A 17593-nucleotide genomic window follows, 5' to 3' on the forward strand; every position below is an offset into this window, starting at 1 on the left:
GCACTCAGGACTCAGGACTTCAGGTGCTTGTCCAGGAAGGCGAGGATCTTCGCGTTCGCCACGGCTGCATTCTTTTTCTTGGAGAAGCCGTGGCCCTCGTCGTCGAACACGACGTACTCGACTTCCACCTGGTTCTTGCGCACCGCCTCGACGATTTCGTCGCTCTCGGCCTTGATCACACGCGGATCGTTGGCGCCCTGGATCACCATCAGCGGCTTGCGGATGTGATGGGCGTGAAATAGCGGCGAGGTCGCGACCAGGAACGCCTTGTCCTTGACCGGGTCGCCGATCTCGTCGTACAGCGCCTTGCGCTGCGCTTCCCAGTACGGCGGAATGCTTTCCAGCGTGCGCACCCAGTTGCTGACGCCGAAGATGTCGATGCCGACCTTGAACGCCTCGGGCCGGAAGGCCAGCGCCGCCAGGGTCATGTAGCCGCCGTAGCTGCCGCCCATGATGCCGATGCGCTCCGGATCGATATCGCCCTGGCTGGCCAGCCAGGTCTTGGCCTCGACGCAGTCCCACAGCGGCTCCATGCCGTGCTTGCGGTCGTCGGCGCGGAAGAAGGTCTTGCCGTAGCCCGAGCTGCCGCGGTTGTTGATGCCCAGGACCGCATAGCCGTGGTTGACCAGGTACTGGATCTGGGCGCTGTAGCCGCGCATGGTCTGGCCGCCCGGCCCGCCGTGCACGAGCACCACTGCCGGCACTTTCGCGCCCGGCGACGCGCCCTTCGGCCGGTAGTAGATCGACGGGATCACCATGCCGTCGAAGGACTTGAAGCGCACCACCCGGGCCTCGACCAGGTCGTTCGGGTCGATTTCCGGGTTCAGGCTGCGCGTCAGCTGTGACGTCTTGCCGTTCCTGAAATCGTGCACGTACAGGTTGCTGGGCGAGCGGTCGCCGTTGAGGTAGAACGCCATCAGGTTGCCGCTGTCGGAAAAGGTCACCTGGCGCATCTCGCCGCCCGGCAGCCTGGGCAAGACCACCGGGTTGCCTGCATCGTCGTACAGGCGCACTTCGATGCTGCCGTCGCGGTTGACCATGCTCACGCGGTGGCGGCCGTTGCGCGAATAGCCGGTGCCCAGCAGATCCCAGTCGGCTTTCTCGACATCGCTTGTCGCGCCGCTGGCCAGGTCATAGGCCTTGATGCGCGCGAACTCGCCCTGGGCATTGGTGGTGAACAGCAGGCGCTTCGATGCCGGGTCGAAGGTCTCGGCCGCGTGACTGGCCGGCTCCGTGTGCGGCGTGACGTGCTTCATCGCGCGCGTCTGCAGGTTGTAAACGTAGACATCGCTGTCGGACGTGGTGGCGGGCTTGTTGAACGCCAGCCAGTTGCCGTCGCGGCTGATGCTTGACACGTTCATGCCACTGTCGTTCTTGTACACCATCGTGCGCGCATAGGTGGCGGCGTCATACAGGTACAGATCGAAGAACTTCGGATCGCGCTCGTTGGTGACCACATAAAAGCCGCTGCCGTCCGGCTTCCAGCCGGCGAACGATGCTTTCAGCTTGTCGCCGGGCGTGAGGTCGCGCTCTTTGCCGTCGAGTTCGCGCACGTACAGGTGGTTCTGCTCGTCGCCGCCGCCGTCGCGCGTGAACAGGATGCGGTCGTCGTTGTAGAAGTAGCCGACCGCGTAGGTGGTGTCGGTCTTCGACGCGGTCAGCGCGCGCGGCTTGCCGCCGCCGACCGGCACCGTGTAGGCGTTGAAGATGCCGGATTCGTTACTGCTGAACAGGATCTGCTTCTCGTCCTTGCTGAACGAGGCGCCGGTGAGCGAGGTGGTCGCCATGAACTGCTCGATCGTGTAGCGTTTGACACCCTGAGCGCGCTTGGCGGATGCCTTGTCGACGCCCGCGGCCCGGGTGGCTTGAGTGGCTTGCGCGATGGCCTGCAGCGGCGCCAGGCCGGCGCCGGCGAGCACGGCGAACAGGGACAGACTGACAGTACGGCGATTCTGACGCATACCTTCTCCTGTGGTTGAGTTCAACAGGATGAGTGTTTCAAAAGTCTTAACACCTGTCAACAATCGCGAATCGGTTATGCTCTCGCCATGATCGATCCCGCCACCCTGCAAGCCGCCGCCTTCAAGGCCGAGCTGTCCGCCGCCCGGCGCCTGGCGGCGCACACCGGCATGCCGGAGGCTGACGCGCTGGAACGGATCCTGCTGCTCAGCGCCGGCAGCGCCGGCCTGGCCAGCCTGCTGTCCGCGCGCCAGGCCCAGCGCCGGCACGCCGAATTGCAGGCCGCGCGGCGCCAGGCCAGCGTCGTCGCCGCGCGCACCCGCGGCGCCGGGCTCGACGCCAGCGCCTGGCGCGCCTGGTTCGACGGCTCGGCGCGGCCGAACCCGGGCCGCTGCGGCCTGGGCGCCGTGCTCGAAGGACCGGCCGGCCAGCGCTGCGAACTGTCCGTCGACGGCGGCCATGGCAACAGCAGCGAAGCCGAATACCGCGCCCTGAACGCCGTGCTGCGCGCGGCCATCGACCATGGCGCGACCGACCTGCTGGTGCTGGGCGACAGCCAGGTCGTGATCGACGACGTGCACGCCCCCGATGGCGCCAACGCGGCGGCCCTGGGCCTGCTGCGCAGCGAGGCGCTGGCCCTGCTGGCCCGGCTGCCGCAGGCGCGGCTGCGCTGGATTCCGCGCCACAAGAATGCCCGAGCCGACGCGCTGTCGCAGCGCGCCGTGCCGCCTATCACACTGGAACCTAGCCACATGACCGCAACGAGCAATACCGATCTCGCCGGCTGGCGCACCAGGCTGGCCGCGATGGCCGCCAGCAGCGCCGACACCGACGGCGCCCACGACGGCGCCCATCTCGACCGCGTGTGGCGCACCGCGCAGGCGCTACTGGAACACCATCCCGATGCCGACCGCCTGGTGGTGCTGGCCGCCTCCTACCTGCACGACCTGGTCAACCTGCCGAAGAACGACCCCGAACGCGACCAGGCGTCCCGCCGCTCGGCGCGGCTGGCGCGCCACCAGCTGGCCCAGCTCGGCTTCCCGCCCGAAAAACTGGATGCCGTGGCGCACGCGATCGAGGCCCACAGCTTTTCGGCGGCGATTCCCGCCGAGACCATCGAAGCGAAGATCGTGCAAGATGCCGACCGCATGGACGGCCTCGGCCTGGTGGGTCTGGCCCGGATGTTCTATATCGCCGGACGCATGGAAAGCGGATTGGCCCATCCCAGCGATCCGCTGGGCGTAGAGCGCGACTACGATGACCGCCGTTACGCGCTGGACCACATCATGGTCAAGCTGTGCAAGCTGCCGGACATGATGCAGACCACGGCAGGGCGCGATTTAGGGCGCCAGAGGCTCGCTAAAATACTCGCATTTAGAAAGGATTTTTCAGCCGAATGGAACGCATCGGCGTGAATTATCTCGCTTAGGGGCACGTCGAAAAACCTGCTGCGCGTTGCATTTTCGGTCTGCGATGCTCGCTGTACTCTAGTACAGCTGCGCTTCGCGACCGAAACTGCTGCCGCTCGCGACGGTTTTTCGAAGGGCCCTTAAGGGAAGCCGTCGGCCGCTTTCGCCGCTCAATCGCTTGGTGACTTATACCCAGTCAGCGGCAATTAACCTCGTTGGTTTCAAGTCCGAGTGAAGTCCGAGGCCCGACGAATTCCACGGTGCTGGTCAGTTGAGAAGTCCATAAGTGCGGAGTCACATATCTACCGCATTTGTCGCTGACGTCCAGTCCATGCATCTGCATCCATGAACACACAGAATGCCTTGAAGCATAATCTTCCAGCACCAATGCATCCGCAGCCTTGTGCAATGCCGAGCGCAGAAAGTCGGCTGAACATTTTTTGGGGCCTTCCAAGCGAAAACTCGTACCGATTTGAGAAACCAGGGCATCGTGCAGACCACGCTGAAATGCCAGCGTATCATCCGGCTTTATTCTCTTCGGCAATTCTTCCGCGGTAATGGGCTGTTCGAACACTGGTAGTGCCTCAAGCCCTCCCAGGTTGATATGCCACACCGCGCAGCGCATTTGGTATCTAGGGATCTCTTCCGCTGCCGCAATTTTGGATGGGAGATCAACGGCATAGTAATTTGGGTGAATCGCGGCCTGCGGCTGAACTCGACGTGCGGCTTGAATTTTCTGACTTAGGACCGGAGCATCGAAATAGACAAACTGGTTCCCCCTGAGCCCAAATGATCCGCCGTCGTCCAGACCAAGATAGCCGAGCAAGTCATTCCGCCGCACTCCGAGCATGGCATTGATTGCATCGAAGAAATTCAGATCTACTAAGTGTCCGGTGACCCCGCGCAAATCTGATTTACTCAAATAGCGGGTTGGCACTCCTCGTGCGTAAGCGTCGACCACGATTAGCAAGCAGTCACCCTGGCGTTCGATTTTTTCGTCTCTGTTCAAATCACTCGCTCGGAACGCCCTATGTGTTCCCGCTAGTTTGAGCAGGGATTCAATTCCGAGGTTGTCGGTAGGTCCTCCATCGATCAGGTGTGTGTAGCGCACACCGCCCTCGAGCTGAAATCCAGGTGCGACCGAACTGGAAAAGTAGTTTTTTAATGCAAGAGTATTAAATACTCCTGGGAATGCAGCCGAAGTCATTACTGCTCGTGAAATTGGAACCTTCTTAAGATCGGAGTTAATCTGATTAAAGTCAGCCACTCCAAAAGTAAAACGCTTTGAAAATCCAAGTTCCGTCGCGTTTGCGAGCCAAATTGGTGCGCTGCCAGGGATGAACGTACCAAGATCCCCATAGGTACGGCCGCCAAAAACGTGTGTATCAAATACCTCTGCCATAACATCACTACGATTCTTGTTGGTTACCGATGTTGAAACCAAGCTACCAAAGCCAATGTTACGCTTGAGCCACGGGGCTAAATAATCAGCAGCCATCAAATCATGTGCATGACTCCAATTTATGTCGCTCCCTTTCAAGGCATAATATGCGCCGGCTAGCCCCCCGCCCGACGTCGTAGAAATAGCAGAAACATGTTTCAGAATTCCCAGCTGATCAAGCCGTTCCAGGACTGCCATCCCGAACACCGCTGCACGACTGCCTCCGCCCGAAATTGATACCCCTACAAACGTGGCAGGAATGTCTGAATCCTCAGAAGAAAACACTTGGCGTGCCCGAGGCACATTCTGGTTCGGAAAAGGAAGATCGACTCCAGTGCCATCAATCTTGTCGCGGCACGCTTTCTGAATATTTCCAGGCGCCAGAATGAGCACGACGGGCTTTGTACCCGATTGACATAACGGTTCATTACGAACAAACGATTCAGACTTGCTTGCACAGCCAGCAAGTACCACGAGCGTAAAGATGGGAAGAAAGATAGAGCTCTTCATAATGTCTCTCCGAACAGCCACCAAGGACGGATTGGCACAGGTCTGCTCTGGCTGAAAGTACTGATTTGTGAGCTTGCTAACTTCACACGATGGTAACGAATTGATGAGAATAAAGTCAAGCGAGATTTTTTTAACATGAACACCACGATCCGAGAATTCGAGTTGCGTGTCGAATTAGATGTGGTGCTAATCAAAAAAAAGGCCGGGATTGACTATAGGAAATTTCTAGAATAAGGCGCCAAGGTTTTCCTCTTGAAGGCCGGTTGACGAGTTACGCTGCCAGCTCGGACGCAGGCTTTCTATTTCGACGCGATAGATGGGCCAAGCCAGGCTACCTACTCAACCACTTTATTGCAATGTTAAGATAAGCCACCCGTATTGACCGAGGTGTCTATGACCAGTTCGACCGCCTTACCGCAACCCGTCGCTCGGCTCAATTTCGTCCTCGTCTGCATCTTCATCGACATGCTCGGCATCGGCCTGATCGTCCCGGTCCTGCCGCTGCTGCTCGACCAGTTCGTCGATGGGCCGGACAAGCGGGCCTTGTGGTACGGGGTGCTGGCGGCGACCTTCGGGATCGTGCAATTCCTGTTCATGCCGGCGCTCGGCGCGCTCAGCGACCGCATCGGCCGCCGTCCGGTGCTGCTGTACTCGATGGCCGGCATGTGCCTGAACTTCCTGATCACCGCCTGGGCGCCCAGCCTGGCCTGGCTGTTCGTGGGCCGCATCATCGGCGGCATGTCCTCGGCCAGCATGTCGGTCGCCGCGGCCTACGCGTCCGACATCTCGACCCGCGAGAACCGCGCCAAGGCGTTCGGCAAGATCGGCGCGGCATTCGGCCTGGGTTTCATCTGCGGCCCGATGCTGGGCGGCGTCCTCGGCGACGCCGACCTGCACCTGCCGTTCTACGTCGCGGCCGCGCTGTCGGCCGCCAATTTCGTCTACGGTTTCTTCCTGGTGCCCGAGTCGCTCCCGGCCGAGCGCCGCGAGCCGTTCAAGCTGGCGCGCCTGAATCCCCTCACGGCCCTGCTGCGCCTGGCGCGGCGCGAGGACATCCGCGGCCTGGTGGTCGTCATCACCTTGTCGACCTTCGCCCAGATGATGCTGCAGTCGACCTGGGTGCTGTACACCACCTTCCGCTTCGACTGGACCCCGCGCGACAACGGCGTCGCCCTGTTCTGCGTCGGCCTCGGTTCGGTCGTGGTCCAGGCCGGGCTGCTCGGCATCCTGATCCGGCGCTTCGGCGAGGTGCGACTGGCGCTGCTGGCCCTCGCCTCCGGCATGCTGACCTTCCTCGCCTACGGCCTGGCCACCCAGGGCTGGATGTTGTACGTCTTCATCCTGGCCAACGTGCTGGCCTACGCCACCAATCCGGCGCTGCAGGGCATCGTATCGAAATCGTCGCCGCCCGAGCAGCAGGGCGAGCTGATGGGCTCCCTGCAGTCGATCGGCAGCCTGGGGGTGATCTTCACGCCGCTGCTCGGCACCGCCATCCTGGGCGCGGTCAGTCACCTGCCCCCTGGCGACTGGCGCGTCGGCAGCAGCTTCTTCGTGTGCGCGGCGATGCAGGCGGTGGCCTTGTTCGTGGCTTGGCGCTACTTCCGCAGCCATCAATATGCCGGCGTGAAGGCCTGAGCCGTGCCGGCATGGCGCTGTGGGCGATGACCCGGGCCCCCGTCGCGGTGGTCGCCGCCCTGCGCGAAACCTCGATCGTGTTCGCCACCGCGATCGCGGTGTTCGTGCTGCGCGAGCGCGCCACCCGCGCCCGGATCTGCGGCGCCGCCCTGGCGGCGCTGGGCGCGGTGGCGGTGCGGCTGGTCTGAGTCGGGTTCGACAGTTCAACCGCAGTCAGAATTTCAGCTCATAGTTCGCCTGGATGCGCACCGCGCCCGGATAATGGAAGCGGCGCTTCTCGACGCCGGCGACCGGATCGGCGTAGGTCACTTCGAAGCCCGAGTCCTCGTGCGCGAGGTTCGATATCGACAACCGAACCTGCCGTTTCGGGTCGAAGCGCCACGCCGCATAGGCTTCGAGGTCGGTGCGCGCTTCCGAGTAGTAACCGCGGTTGGCCGTCACCGTCACCTGCCCGTTACGCGTGAAGGCGGCGCTGCCGCCCAGCGCCAACGCTCCCGCCTTGTAGTCCAGACCGACGTTGGCCGACAACGGCGTCTGCCGCTCCAGCCGGTTGTCGGGGCCCGGGACTGATTTCACGCGCGCCCAATGACGGCTCACGCCAGCGCGCACATCGATCGCCGGCGCTTGCGCGAACAGCGACGCAAGGGGGAACCTGGTTTCCAGTTCAAGCGTGCGGACCTCGGCGCGGCCGTCGTTCACCGGCGTAAAGATCCAGCGGTAGCCGTCGAAGTAGATGCGGTTGCTGGTGTAGTCCTCGATGCGGCGCAGCGATGTGCGCAGCGTGACCATCGCGTTCTCGGCCCAATAGTGTTCGTAACCGGCATCCACGCCCCAGGCCAGTTCGGGCTTGAGCGCCGGATTGCCCTGGAAATCGGCCTCGGTAGCGCTGTTGTTTTCCCAAACCTGGCGGCGCGGCAGCAGGTTCCACAGGTCCGGCGCCTTGTAGGTGCGGGTCACCGCAAAGCGCAGCTGATCGCCTTTGCGTTCCGGGATCTTCCACAAGGTCTGCAGGATCGGGCTCCAGACGTTGGAGCTGCTGCGGGTCGATGCGAAGGAGTCGCCCGAGGCGCGGATACGGATGCCCTCCCAACGCATGCCCAGGTACATCGACCACTGCGGCGTGATGTTCCACTCATCCTGGACGTACACCGCCATGCGCGCCACGCGCGCCTCGAACGTTTCGTCGAGCGGCAGGTCGGGCGGAAAGACGCGGATCGCGTCGCGCTCGCGCCGCATCTCGTCGCGCCAGCCGATCCCGCCGTCCCAGCCAGCCGCGATGGCGTGGCCATTCTCCAGCTTGCGCATGTACTTGCCGGTCGAATTGGCGCCGCGATCGCGCCAGCCGGAATCGACCCGGCCGTCGGTCACGGGCACGCCAAGGCGATCGGCGCCCTGGCGCAAGATCGTGTTGTCGGCATTCTCGCCGCTGAACCCCAGTTTGGTTTCCAGGGTCGCGCCGGAATCGAGTTCGGTGGTCCATTTCAGGTCGGTGCGCAGGTCTTCGGCGTCGGCCCGCATCCGCGTGTGCTGGTCGGGGACCGGGGGAGGCAGGCCGATATCGGTCGCGATCGACAAATGGGTGCGATTGCGGAAGCGATTGACGTTGATGAAGGTCTCGACACTGATCGTGTCGCCATCCGCCAGCGTCCACTCGAAACGCGGGGTCAGGTTCATCCTGCGCATGCGGCCCTCTTCCGGCGCGCTCGTCATGCGCATCAGGTCGACCGCGCCGCCTGGCGCGACCGTCTCTTCGAAGATGCTCCAGGCGCGGTCGTAGCGTTCCGCTGTCGCGTCGCCGGCGAGCGACCACGCGAAACCCTCGCCGCGTTCGCTCAGCTGCAACGCCGCATTCGGGCCCCTGAACTGCGACGACTGCAGCATCCCCAGCTTGAGCTGGCGCTCGCGTTCCTTCGCCACGCGACGCAGCACGATGTTGACGGTGCCGGCCACCGACTGGGTCGACAGGTCGGCGGTGGCGGCGCGCAGCACCTCGATGCGTTCGATGACGTCGGGCGACAGGGAATCGAAGTCGAAACCGCCCGGTGGGCGCTCGCCGTTGATCAGGATTTGCGTGTAACCCGCTCCTAGTCCGCGCATCCGGATCGTGCCGCCCCGTGCCTGGTTGGTGTCGACCGTCACGCCCGGCACCCGCTTGAGGACGTCGAGCACCGAGCGGTCGCCATACCGGCCCAGTTCCTCGCGCCCGATCACGGTGCGGGTCGCCGTGTCGTCGCGGCGCGGGTCGTAGCTGGCGCTGCTGCCCTTGACTTCCACTCGAGAGACCGGTACGGCGGGTTCTTCCTGCTGTGCGCACGTGGGGCCGGCAAAGGCCGCCAGCATCAGGAGGGAAGCGGGACGGCGGGATCGGCTCGGCGTTCTCACAGGGATATCTCCTCGTTATTGGGTATGTATGGAGGAAATATATGCCCTTCATTGGCAATATGTAAACATGTAAATGGTAGTTTATTCTTCTAACATAAAGAACTGTGAATTTCCTTATCCTAGCAACCTTGAGTTCCATTTAAAAGCATGTCACCCAGCGTTCGCCACTGCGCTACCACCTGGAGTACACTCGGGCATGCCTTGACATGGAAATGTCGTTTCCATTCGGCACTTTCGCTGTAGCACGCCCGCTGTGGTAAGGCCGCTATAATGCGCACTTTTCGAAGAAAGGCGATCGCCCGTGTCCCGCATAAAAGTCTTGCCGCAATACGTCATGCCGAAGCAGGCGATGACCAACTTAGCCGGCCGCGTCGCCGGCCACAAGGGCGGGTCGATGACGACCGGCCTGATCCGTTGGTTCGTGGGCAAGTACGGCGTCGACATGAGCGAAGCGGCCAACCCGGACATCGCCAGCTACCCCAGCTTCAACGAATTCTTCACCCGTCCGCTGCGCGACGGCGTGCGTCCGCTGGCGGACAGCGACTATGTATGCCCGGTGGACGGCGCCATCAGCCAGCTCGGCGACATCGACGACCACCAGATCTTCCAGGCCAAGGGCCACAAGTTCACCACGAGCGAACTGGTCGGCGGCGACGCGGCGCTGGCCGCGCATTTCCAGCACGGCCACTTCGCCAACCTGTACCTGAGCCCCAAGGACTACCACCGCATCCACATGCCGTGCGATGGACGGCTGACGCGCATGATCTATGTGCCGGGCAAGCTGTTCTCGGTGAATCCGACCACGGCGCGCGGCGTGCCGGGCCTGTTCGCGCGCAACGAGCGCGTGGTGTGCGTGTTCGAGCACGACGAATTCGGGCCGTTCGTGATGACCCTGGTCGGGGCGACCATCGTCGGCAGCATGGCCACCGTCTGGCATGGCGTGGTCAATCCGCCGCGCATGCCGCGCATCTGCGAGTGGCACTACGAGCCGGGCCAGGTGACCCTGAAAAAAGGCGAGGAAATGGGCCGCTTCCTGCTCGGCTCGACCGTGGTGATGCTGTTCCAGCGCGGCGCCATCGCCTTCAACCCGGCCTGGGCGCCCGAGGGCAAGGTGCGCCTGGGCGAACCGATGGGCGAACACCCGGTCAGCCAGCCTCGCTAACGCCATCCTTCAGCGCGGCGCGCGCCTTGAACGCGGCCACCGCGGCATGCGGGCTGTGGCCCTTCTCGGTGCACGCCGATTCGATCATCTCCAGAAAGGCCCGGGTCTTGGCCGGCATGAGCTTACGGCTCGGGAATACCGCCCAGCCGTTCGCGCCGGGCATATCCCACTCCGGCAGCACCCGCACCAGCTCGCCCGTCTGCATATAGGGCTGGGCGAACATCGAGGAACTGAGCGCGATGCCCGCGCCGCGCGAGGCGATGCGCGCCAGCAGGTCGGGCGAATTGGCCGTCAGCCGCGCGTTCAGCGCACGCTCCCAGCGCACCTTCCCGCGCATCAAGGTCCACGGCGCGGCGCCGCCCGTGCGGCTCAGGATGCACAACACGTCGTGCGCGTCGAGATCGTCGGGATGCTCGGGAATGCCGCGCCGCGCCAGATAGCTGGGCGAAGCGTACAGGCCGGGCTGCTCGAGGGTGATCGGACGCGCGCTCAGGGTCGCATCGTCCGGAAGATCCCCCATGCGGATCGCGATGTCGAAGTTCTCCGCCACCAGGTCGACCCGGCGTGGCGTCAGGTCCATCTCGAGCCGGACCGCGGGATAGCGCTCCAGGAAGCGCGCGATCACTTCATAGAGGCCGCTGTTGGCGAAGTCGCCCGGCGCCGAGATGCGCAGCTTGCCGCTTGGTTCGCCCTGGCGGTGCTGGGCCAGCGCGCCGGCGGCGTCGACTTCGTCGGCCAGGCGGCGCGCATGCTCGTACAGGCTGGCGCCGAATTCGGTGACCACCAGCTTGCGGGTCGTGCGCTGCAGCAGGCGTTCGCCCAGCGTCGTCTCGAGGAGCGCCAGGCGCCGCGAGACGGTCGACTTGGGCAGGTGGACGCGCTCGGCGGCGCGGGTAAAGCTGCCCGACTCGACGATCCGCGCGAACAGCAGCAAGTCATTCGGTTCCACGTCCATGATTGTCCCATCAGCAGAATAATGTTATCCATTCTACTGGCTTCCAGATTGATTTTGGAATTGCTAAAGTGTCCCCATCGAAACTCTCCACCAACACGAAGGGGCTTACCATGAACATCCTGCACATCACCACCAGCGTTCGCGGCGACGCATCGGAATCGACCCGCGTCACCCAGCAGATCGTCGACAGGCTGACCGCCGCCAACCCGGGCGCGACCGTCGTGCGGCGCGACTTCGGCGCCCAGCCGCATCCGCTGCTGGACGGCGCCGCCGTTGGCGCCCTCTTCACCCCGCCTGAGCAGCGCAGCCCGGAACAGGCGGCGCGCGTGGCGCAGGACGATGCGCTGATCCTGGAAGCGCAGGCGGCCGACGTGATCGTGCTCGGCGCCCCGATGTACAACTTCGCGATGCCGGTGCAACTGAAAAGCTGGTTCGACGCGATCGCCCGCGCCGGCGTGACCTTCCGCTATACCGAGACCGGTCCGGAAGGCCTGCTCAAGAACAAGAAGGTGTACGTGGCCGCGGCCCGCGGCGGCGTGTACGACGAAAGCGCCGACCCGCAGGTGCCGCAGATGCGCGCGCTGCTGAACTTCCTCGGCCTGAACGACCACACCTTCATCTATTCGTCGGGCATGGCAATGGGACCGGAGGCCGTGGCCCAGGGCCAGGCCGCGGCCAACGCGGCCATCGAAGTGGCTTTGGCGTAATCTGTCGCCCGCCAGGCGGCGCAACCCACAGGAGAACAGCATGAACACCGCAGTTGCCACCACCCCCATCCAGAAAACGCGCGGCGTCGAGCGCATCATCAACGGCCAGTTCGTGATGGACGGCGCGGGCGTGAAGATCAACCGCGTGCTGACCGGTCCCCTGCAGCGCCGCCTCGACCCGTTCCTGATGCTCGACGCCTTCGGCAGCGACAAGCCGGGCGACTATATCGCCGGCTTCCCGGAACACCCGCACCGCGGCTTCGAGACCATCACCTACATGCTGGCCGGGCGCATGCGCCACCGCGACAGCGCCGGCAATGAAGGCATGATCACCGATGGGGGCGTGCAGTGGATGACGGCCGGCCGCGGCGTGATCCACTCCGAGATGCCGGAGCAGAACGAGGGCCTGATGGAAGGCTTCCAGCTGTGGCTGAACCTGCCGGCCAGCGACAAGATGGTCGAACCCTGGTACCGCGACATCCCGCTCGAGGAGGTGCCGCGCTTGTCGCTGGACGACGGCGTGACGGTGCAGGTGATCGCCGGCGCCACCCACGGCGTGACCGGGGCCGTGCAGCGTGCGCATACCGAGCCGCTGTACCTCGACCTGGAGATCCCGGCCGGCGTGACGTTCGAGCAGCCGATTCCGGCCGGGCACAACGCCTTCGTCTACGTGTTCCGCGGCGAGGCGGTGATCGAGGGCAAAGGGGTCGGCCAGGCGCGCATGGCGATCCTCGACAATGCGCCCGGCGCCGACGGCGTGCGCATCAAGGCGGCTGCAAAGACCCGCCTGCTGGTGCTGGCCGGACGGCCGCTGAACGAACCGATCGCGCAGTATGGTCCGTTCGTGATGAATACCCAGGCCGAGCTGCAGCAGGCGGTGGAGGATTTCAGGGCCGGCAGGTTTGCCTGAACGAACGGCGGCAGGGCGCCCCCAACCGCCCTGCTGCCCCCCCTATGCGAGGTTCCCGGCCATGCGCTACACTCGCGGGATGACACAAGCGCAAGACATCTCGTAATGGCACTGCTGGACACCCTCGGCGACCTGTGGTCGCGCGCAAGCCGGGCCATGGGCCTGGAAAACGCCGACCGCTTCCCGCCCGGCCACGCCTATCCGCACACCCGCTGGAACAAGGCGTATTTCGACATCCCGTCCGACTACAAGGCCGACCGGATGGAAAGCATCGTCTGCGCCGCGATCGCCAACACGCCCTATGTGTTCGGCGAGATCCGCAATCCCACCCCGCGCATGCAGCGCGCGCTGCTGTCCATCATCGAATCGCGCCTGCGCCGCGCCGATGCGCCCGCCGACCTGGTACACCTGTTGATCAAGGCTTACCGCCAGCCGCATACGCCGGACATCGTGCCGGGGCTGCGCGCCGCCATCGCCGCCAACGCCCAGTACGACGCCAATATCCAGGCGCATGCGGTGCTGGCCTACCTGGGCGACGCGCCGGCAGGGTTCGGGGTCATCGAGGCGCAGGGCTGAGTCTTGCCGACCGCTGGACAACTGTCGCACCAATGATTTGGAAGAGGCGCAGGTAGAAGTAAGGGATATTGCGACCCCACGTTCAGAAATATGGCTTGAAAGCGACGGCCAGTTCGGGAGTCAATCGATCGGACGTGACGCGTTGTTTCTTGAACTCGGCCCGCAAGCGACTCTCGCCTCCAATCGCGCAAACAAGCCTGGCCTTTGCATCACGAGCAAGCCGTTCCAGTACCGGCTTGGGAATCTGCTCGAAATCCCTGACTTCGAACACCTCGCGCGCCGGATCGCCGCCACAATCCTTTCCTTTTACGACATAGATGCCGCCTTGATCCGGTTGATGATATCGCAGCTCGCCAGGGCCTGGATGCCGTCGCTCGAAGTAGCCGCTAACCAGATAATAAGTCGCCTCACCGCTCTTGACGGCGCCGAATATCCACTGGCGTCCGGTCCAGGTCTCGTTGTCCGCCATCTGCACGCACGCGGCGCGGATCTGTTCCGGTAATGGCTCCAATTTTCCATCTGCAAATTCTACTTTCAGACCGAACACTGGCTCGACAAGATATTTCGGTGGATGAGCATACTCGGCTGCGCTGGCGGTGAGGCTCGCCACCGCGACAGCGATGGCTGCAAAAAGTTTTTTAGTAGCGATACACGGCATATGCAGGCCTTTGCTTTCTGTATCCGGGACCAGCCCAGAAATCTCTTTGGATATGGTCTGATATCCAGTTTCGACCGTCGAATCCAGCGATATGCCCAAATGGTCGCCAGCCAACGCACGGCTGCATGACCATGATGTCGCCACGCCTGAAACCGAAACCGTCAGGATTTGTCACCGCGACAGGATGGAACCCCAACCGGAGCAACACCGGGCCGTAATCCTTAGCCGAACCAACGTACGGAGGTTTGATGTCTGCCCCGGCTGCCTGAAGAGCACGTCGGACATATTCTCCACATTTTCCTTGTCCGAATGGTGGCAAAGCGTGAAGGCGAAGATGGTGACAAAAGCTTTCGAGATCGACTGACATAACCCGCTCTGACGTAGACGCCCTATGAAATTCCTGCCTAGCCGATGGTGAACCGGGACCTTTCCGAGCGAACGCAGGAGCAAGATGTCATTGTGGCGAACGACCGATAAGGAGACTTGGCAAAAGTCAATTTAAGGCCATCAAGGGACTGGGCTGTCGACGTCTGTCTGGTTTCGCCCGCCGTTCGGGCAAGGCGAGCGGCAGGAACGGAGAGCCTGTGCCCCGCCGGCAGCCTCGCCATTCTCACCGTGCCCACGTTTACCGATAGAATACCGCCACCTTTTCTTTCCCAGCCACGCTACCTATGACTTCCGCCCGCAACTTTCAATTCAAATCCATCAACTACACCGGCCTCGCAGCCGGCCCACGCGTCATCATCATGGGCGCGACCCATGGCAACGAAGTGTGCGGCACCAAGGCGATCCAGCGGGTCATGGAAGAAATCGACAGCGGCGTCCTGCACATCGCGGCGGGCAGCGTCACCTTCGTCCCGATCGTCAATCCGCTGGCCTATGCCCAGAACACCCGCAACGGCGAGCGCAACCTGAACCGCGACCTGTTCCCGAAAGAGACGCCGCTGGACTTCGAGGACCAGGTGGCCAACTGGCTGTGCCCCCTGCTCGGCCAGCACGACGTGCTGCTCGACCTGCATTCCTTCGCCGCCACCGGCGAGCCGTTCGTGATGGTCGGGCCGCTCGACAACGACGGCGCGCTGCAGCCGTTCCGCCACGCCGCCAAGGAGCGCGCCTGGGCGCGCCGCCTGGGCGTGCGCCGCTTCGTCGACGGCTGGCTGGCCACCTATGGCGATGGCGTGCAGCGGCGCAGCCGCAGCGCCGACGAGCTGGAAACCGTGCTGCGCTACGGCGTCGGCACCACCGAGTACATGCGCAGTACCGGCGGCTACGCGCTGACCCTCGAATGCGGCCAGCACGACGATCCGGCCGCGCCCGACGTCGCCTACCGCGCCATCATGAATACCTTGGCCCACCTGGGGCTGATCGCCGCGCCCGATCCGGAGCCGGTCGCCTTCGAGGAAATGGAAGCGCTGTCGATGGTCGTGGTGCACGACAAGCTGCACGCCGACGACCGCTTCGTGCGCCCTTGGAAGAGCTTCGACCCGGTGAGCGAAGGTGAACTGATCGGCCACCGCGCCGACGGCACGCCGGTGGTGGCCGAGTTCGGCGGCCGCATCCTGTTCCCGGCCGCGAACGCCGCCGCCAATACCGAGTGGTACTACCTCACCCGCCCGAACACGACCTTCGGCCGCGAGTAAGCCACCGCGGCCGCCCTGGACTGGACGATTCGGAACAGCGCCAGCAAACATTTCTTGAATATCGTAAGATGACGATATTCGGATCGAAAAAATCCGATAAAAGGAAAGCCCATGGACATCGACGCGATCCACAAGGCCCTGGCCAACCCGGTGCGGCGCCAGATCCTGCAGTGGCTCAAGGAGCCGCGGCAGCACTTCATCGAGCAGGAACACCCGCTCGAGATGGGAGTGTGCTGCAAGCTGATCGACAAGAAAGCCGGCCTGTCGCAATCGACGGTGTCGGCCCACCTGGCCACGCTGCAGCGCGCCGGCCTCGTGAGCACGCGTCGCGTCGGCCAATGGATTTTCATCCAACGGAACGAGGAGGCGATCCAGGCCTTTCTCGCACAACTGAACGACGGACTTTAGGACTACCCGATGACTACAATGTTTGACCCGATCAAAGTGGGCGCCCTCGAATGGCCGAACCGCATCGTCATGGCGCCGCTGACCCGCTCGCGCGCCGATGGCGGCGCACGCGTGCCGAACGCGCTGATGGCCGAATACTATGTGCAGCGCGCTTCGGCCGGGCTGATCCTGTCCGAAGCGACGTCGGTGACCCCGATGGGCGTGGGCTATGCCGATACGCCCGGCATCTGGTCCGACGAACAGGTCGAAGGCTGGAAGATCGTCACCGAGGCCGTGCACAAGGCCGGTGGCCGCATCTTCTTGCAGTTGTGGCACGTCGGCCGCATCTCCGATCCGTCCTTCCTGGATGGCGAACTGCCGGTCGCGCCGTCGGCGATCCAGCCGGATGGCCACGTGAGCCTGCTGCGTCCGAAGCGCCCCTACGCCACCCCGCGCGCGCTCGAACTCGATGAAATCGCCGGCATCGTCGCCGCCTACCGCAAGGGCGCCGAAAACGCCAAGAAGGCCGGCTTCGACGGCGTCGAAGTCCATGGCGCCAACGGCTACCTGCTCGACCAGTTCCTGCAGGATTCCACCAACAAGCGTACCGACGCCTATGGCGGCCCGATCGAGAACCGCGCGCGCCTGATGCTGGAAGTGACCGACGCCTGCATCGAGGTCTGGGGCGCCGACCGCGTCGGCATGCACCTGGCCCCGGCGCGCGATTCGCACGACATGGGCGATTCGACGCCGGCGGAGACCTTCGGCTACGTGGCGCGCGAGCTGGGCAAGCGCAAGATCGCCTTCATCTTCACCCGCGAAGGGCAAGGACCGGACGCGCTGGGCCCGATGATCAAGAAGCAGTTCGGCGGCGTCTGGATCGCCAACCAGCAGCTCACCCGCGAAAAGGCCGAGGAACTGGTCGCCAGCGGCACCGCCGACGCGGTGGCGTGGGGCCAGCTGTTCATCGCCAACCCGGACCTGCCCAAGCGCCTGCAACTGAAGGCGCCGCTCAACGAACCGAATACCGAGACCTTCTACCATCCGGGCGCGGTCGGCTATACCGACTACCCGGCGCTGAACAAGGCCGCCTGATTTTTCGTTTTCGCCGCCGCTTCGCTGCCCTGTCGCCGGCGAAGCGCGGCGCCTCTTTCGACGGGACCGCAATGAACTGACCCCGTAAAGTTGGACGGTTGGTCTCAGTGAAGTGCCGAGGGCTGGGTTCTGTATTGAACAGGACTCAGCCCTTTTAGCTTCATCTT

At 63.7% G+C, this 17593-nt stretch carries 15 protein-coding genes and 1 pseudogene; 11 read left to right on the top strand and 5 right to left on the bottom strand.

Features of this window, described 5'->3' with window-relative positions:
• Window positions 1–11 precede the first annotated feature (11 nt).
• The gene (locus ABIB38_RS22550; RefSeq protein WP_429206931.1) at window positions 12–1961 is read right to left on the bottom strand and encodes a S9 family peptidase; all 1950 of its coding nucleotides are present in this window, start codon (window positions 1959–1961) and stop codon (window positions 12–14) included.
• A 168-nt stretch (window positions 1962–2129) separates the two neighbouring features.
• On the opposite strand from ABIB38_RS22550, the pseudogene ABIB38_RS22555 reads away from it, so the two are divergent.
• Together ABIB38_RS22555 and ABIB38_RS22560 are read left to right on the top strand one after the other, a co-directional pair.
• Window positions 2130–2669 (top strand): annotated as a pseudogene (locus ABIB38_RS22555) (ribonuclease HI family protein); the annotation flags it as partial.
• A gap of 42 nt (window positions 2670–2711) precedes the next feature.
• Window positions 2712–3374 carry an HD domain-containing protein gene (locus ABIB38_RS22560; RefSeq protein WP_429206944.1) on the top strand — a complete coding sequence of 221 codons (663 nt, stop codon included), beginning with the start codon at window positions 2712–2714 and terminating at the stop codon, window positions 3372–3374.
• A gap of 190 nt (window positions 3375–3564) precedes the next feature.
• On the opposite strand, the gene ABIB38_RS22565 is transcribed toward ABIB38_RS22560, so the two are convergent.
• On the bottom strand, window positions 3565–5319 hold the full coding sequence (locus ABIB38_RS22565; RefSeq protein ID WP_429206932.1) for a patatin-like phospholipase family protein: 1755 nt from the start codon (window positions 5317–5319) through the stop codon (window positions 3565–3567).
• 393 nt (window positions 5320–5712) lie between these two features.
• Between ABIB38_RS22565 and ABIB38_RS22570 the strand changes: the two genes are divergently transcribed.
• Window positions 5713–6954 (top strand): MFS transporter, encoded by a 1242-nt coding sequence (locus ABIB38_RS22570; protein ID WP_429206933.1) that lies wholly within the window; start codon window positions 5713–5715, stop codon window positions 6952–6954.
• 26 nt (window positions 6955–6980) lie between these two features.
• The gene (locus ABIB38_RS22575) at window positions 6981–7142 is read left to right on the top strand and encodes an EamA family transporter (RefSeq protein ID WP_429206934.1); all 162 of its coding nucleotides are present in this window, start codon (window positions 6981–6983) and stop codon (window positions 7140–7142) included.
• Between the two features lie 25 nt (window positions 7143–7167).
• Here ABIB38_RS22575 and ABIB38_RS22580 read toward each other — a convergent pair whose 3' ends face one another.
• Window positions 7168–9336: a TonB-dependent receptor plug domain-containing protein gene (locus ABIB38_RS22580; protein WP_429206935.1), complete on the bottom strand. Its 2169-nt coding sequence runs from the start codon at window positions 9334–9336 to the stop codon at window positions 7168–7170.
• A gap of 349 nt (window positions 9337–9685) precedes the next feature.
• Between ABIB38_RS22580 and asd the strand changes: the two genes are divergently transcribed.
• On the top strand, window positions 9686–10498 hold the full coding sequence (gene asd / locus ABIB38_RS22585) for an archaetidylserine decarboxylase (protein WP_429206936.1): 813 nt from the start codon (window positions 9686–9688) through the stop codon (window positions 10496–10498).
• On the opposite strand, the gene ABIB38_RS22590 is transcribed toward asd, so the two are convergent.
• The gene (locus tag ABIB38_RS22590; protein ID WP_429206937.1) at window positions 10482–11453 is read right to left on the bottom strand and encodes a LysR family transcriptional regulator; all 972 of its coding nucleotides are present in this window, start codon (window positions 11451–11453) and stop codon (window positions 10482–10484) included. The two genes, asd and ABIB38_RS22590, sit on opposite strands and share 17 nt — an antisense overlap.
• 110 nt (window positions 11454–11563) lie before the next feature.
• Here ABIB38_RS22590 and ABIB38_RS22595 point away from each other — a divergent pair, with 110 nt between their 5' ends.
• The 3 genes from ABIB38_RS22595 to ABIB38_RS22605 all read left to right on the top strand — a co-directional run bounded on the left by ABIB38_RS22595 (window position 11564) and on the right by ABIB38_RS22605 (window position 13646).
• The gene (locus ABIB38_RS22595) at window positions 11564–12160 is read left to right on the top strand and encodes an FMN-dependent NADH-azoreductase (RefSeq protein ID WP_429206938.1); all 597 of its coding nucleotides are present in this window, start codon (window positions 11564–11566) and stop codon (window positions 12158–12160) included.
• A gap of 40 nt (window positions 12161–12200) precedes the next feature.
• Window positions 12201–13070, top strand: coding sequence for a pirin family protein (locus tag ABIB38_RS22600; RefSeq protein ID WP_429206939.1), 870 nt, complete (start codon window positions 12201–12203; stop codon window positions 13068–13070).
• Between the two features lie 105 nt (window positions 13071–13175).
• Entirely contained in the window at window positions 13176–13646 is a 471-nt protein-coding gene (locus ABIB38_RS22605; RefSeq protein WP_005670010.1) for a hypothetical protein, read from the top strand.
• 82 nt (window positions 13647–13728) lie between these two features.
• Here the strand turns inward: ABIB38_RS22605 and ABIB38_RS22610 are convergent, their stop codons facing one another.
• Window positions 13729–14403: a hypothetical protein gene (locus ABIB38_RS22610; RefSeq protein ID WP_429206940.1), complete on the bottom strand. Its 675-nt coding sequence runs from the start codon at window positions 14401–14403 to the stop codon at window positions 13729–13731.
• A 572-nt stretch (window positions 14404–14975) separates the two neighbouring features.
• Between ABIB38_RS22610 and ABIB38_RS22615 the strand changes: the two genes are divergently transcribed.
• The 3 genes from ABIB38_RS22615 to ABIB38_RS22625 all read left to right on the top strand — a co-directional run bounded on the left by ABIB38_RS22615 (window position 14976) and on the right by ABIB38_RS22625 (window position 17426).
• The gene (locus ABIB38_RS22615; protein WP_429206941.1) at window positions 14976–15944 is read left to right on the top strand and encodes a succinylglutamate desuccinylase/aspartoacylase family protein; all 969 of its coding nucleotides are present in this window, start codon (window positions 14976–14978) and stop codon (window positions 15942–15944) included.
• A gap of 111 nt (window positions 15945–16055) precedes the next feature.
• Entirely contained in the window at window positions 16056–16352 is a 297-nt protein-coding gene (locus tag ABIB38_RS22620) for an ArsR/SmtB family transcription factor (protein ID WP_429206942.1), read from the top strand.
• 9 nt (window positions 16353–16361) lie between these two features.
• Window positions 16362–17426 (top strand): alkene reductase, encoded by a 1065-nt coding sequence (locus ABIB38_RS22625; RefSeq protein ID WP_429206943.1) that lies wholly within the window; start codon window positions 16362–16364, stop codon window positions 17424–17426.
• Window positions 17427–17593: the final 167 nt, after the last annotated feature.

The organism is Massilia sp. UYP11 (genome assembly GCF_050434805.1).
Taxonomy (GTDB): domain Bacteria; phylum Pseudomonadota; class Gammaproteobacteria; order Burkholderiales; family Burkholderiaceae_D; genus Telluria.

What these genes read in the sequence shown, in the direction of transcription:
- ABIB38_RS22550 (WP_429206931.1), bottom strand. Translation starts at nt 1,961, where the DNA reads ATGCGTCAGAATCGCCGTACTGTCAGTCTGTCCCTGTTCGCCGTGCTC.
- ABIB38_RS22560 (WP_429206944.1), top strand. Translation starts at nt 2,712, where the DNA reads ATGACCGCAACGAGCAATACCGATCTCGCCGGCTGGCGCACCAGGCTG.
- ABIB38_RS22565 (WP_429206932.1), bottom strand. Translation starts at nt 5,319, where the DNA reads ATGAAGAGCTCTATCTTTCTTCCCATCTTTACGCTCGTGGTACTTGCT.
- ABIB38_RS22570 (WP_429206933.1), top strand. Translation starts at nt 5,713, where the DNA reads ATGACCAGTTCGACCGCCTTACCGCAACCCGTCGCTCGGCTCAATTTC.
- ABIB38_RS22575 (WP_429206934.1), top strand. Translation starts at nt 6,981, where the DNA reads ATGACCCGGGCCCCCGTCGCGGTGGTCGCCGCCCTGCGCGAAACCTCG.
- asd (WP_429206936.1), top strand. Translation starts at nt 9,686, where the DNA reads ATGACCAACTTAGCCGGCCGCGTCGCCGGCCACAAGGGCGGGTCGATG.
- ABIB38_RS22590 (WP_429206937.1), bottom strand. Translation starts at nt 11,453, where the DNA reads ATGGACGTGGAACCGAATGACTTGCTGCTGTTCGCGCGGATCGTCGAG.
- ABIB38_RS22595 (WP_429206938.1), top strand. Translation starts at nt 11,564, where the DNA reads ATGAACATCCTGCACATCACCACCAGCGTTCGCGGCGACGCATCGGAA.
- ABIB38_RS22600 (WP_429206939.1), top strand. Translation starts at nt 12,201, where the DNA reads ATGAACACCGCAGTTGCCACCACCCCCATCCAGAAAACGCGCGGCGTC.
- ABIB38_RS22605 (WP_005670010.1), top strand. Translation starts at nt 13,176, where the DNA reads ATGGCACTGCTGGACACCCTCGGCGACCTGTGGTCGCGCGCAAGCCGG.
- ABIB38_RS22615 (WP_429206941.1), top strand. Translation starts at nt 14,976, where the DNA reads ATGACTTCCGCCCGCAACTTTCAATTCAAATCCATCAACTACACCGGC.
- ABIB38_RS22620 (WP_429206942.1), top strand. Translation starts at nt 16,056, where the DNA reads ATGGACATCGACGCGATCCACAAGGCCCTGGCCAACCCGGTGCGGCGC.
- ABIB38_RS22625 (WP_429206943.1), top strand. Translation starts at nt 16,362, where the DNA reads ATGACTACAATGTTTGACCCGATCAAAGTGGGCGCCCTCGAATGGCCG.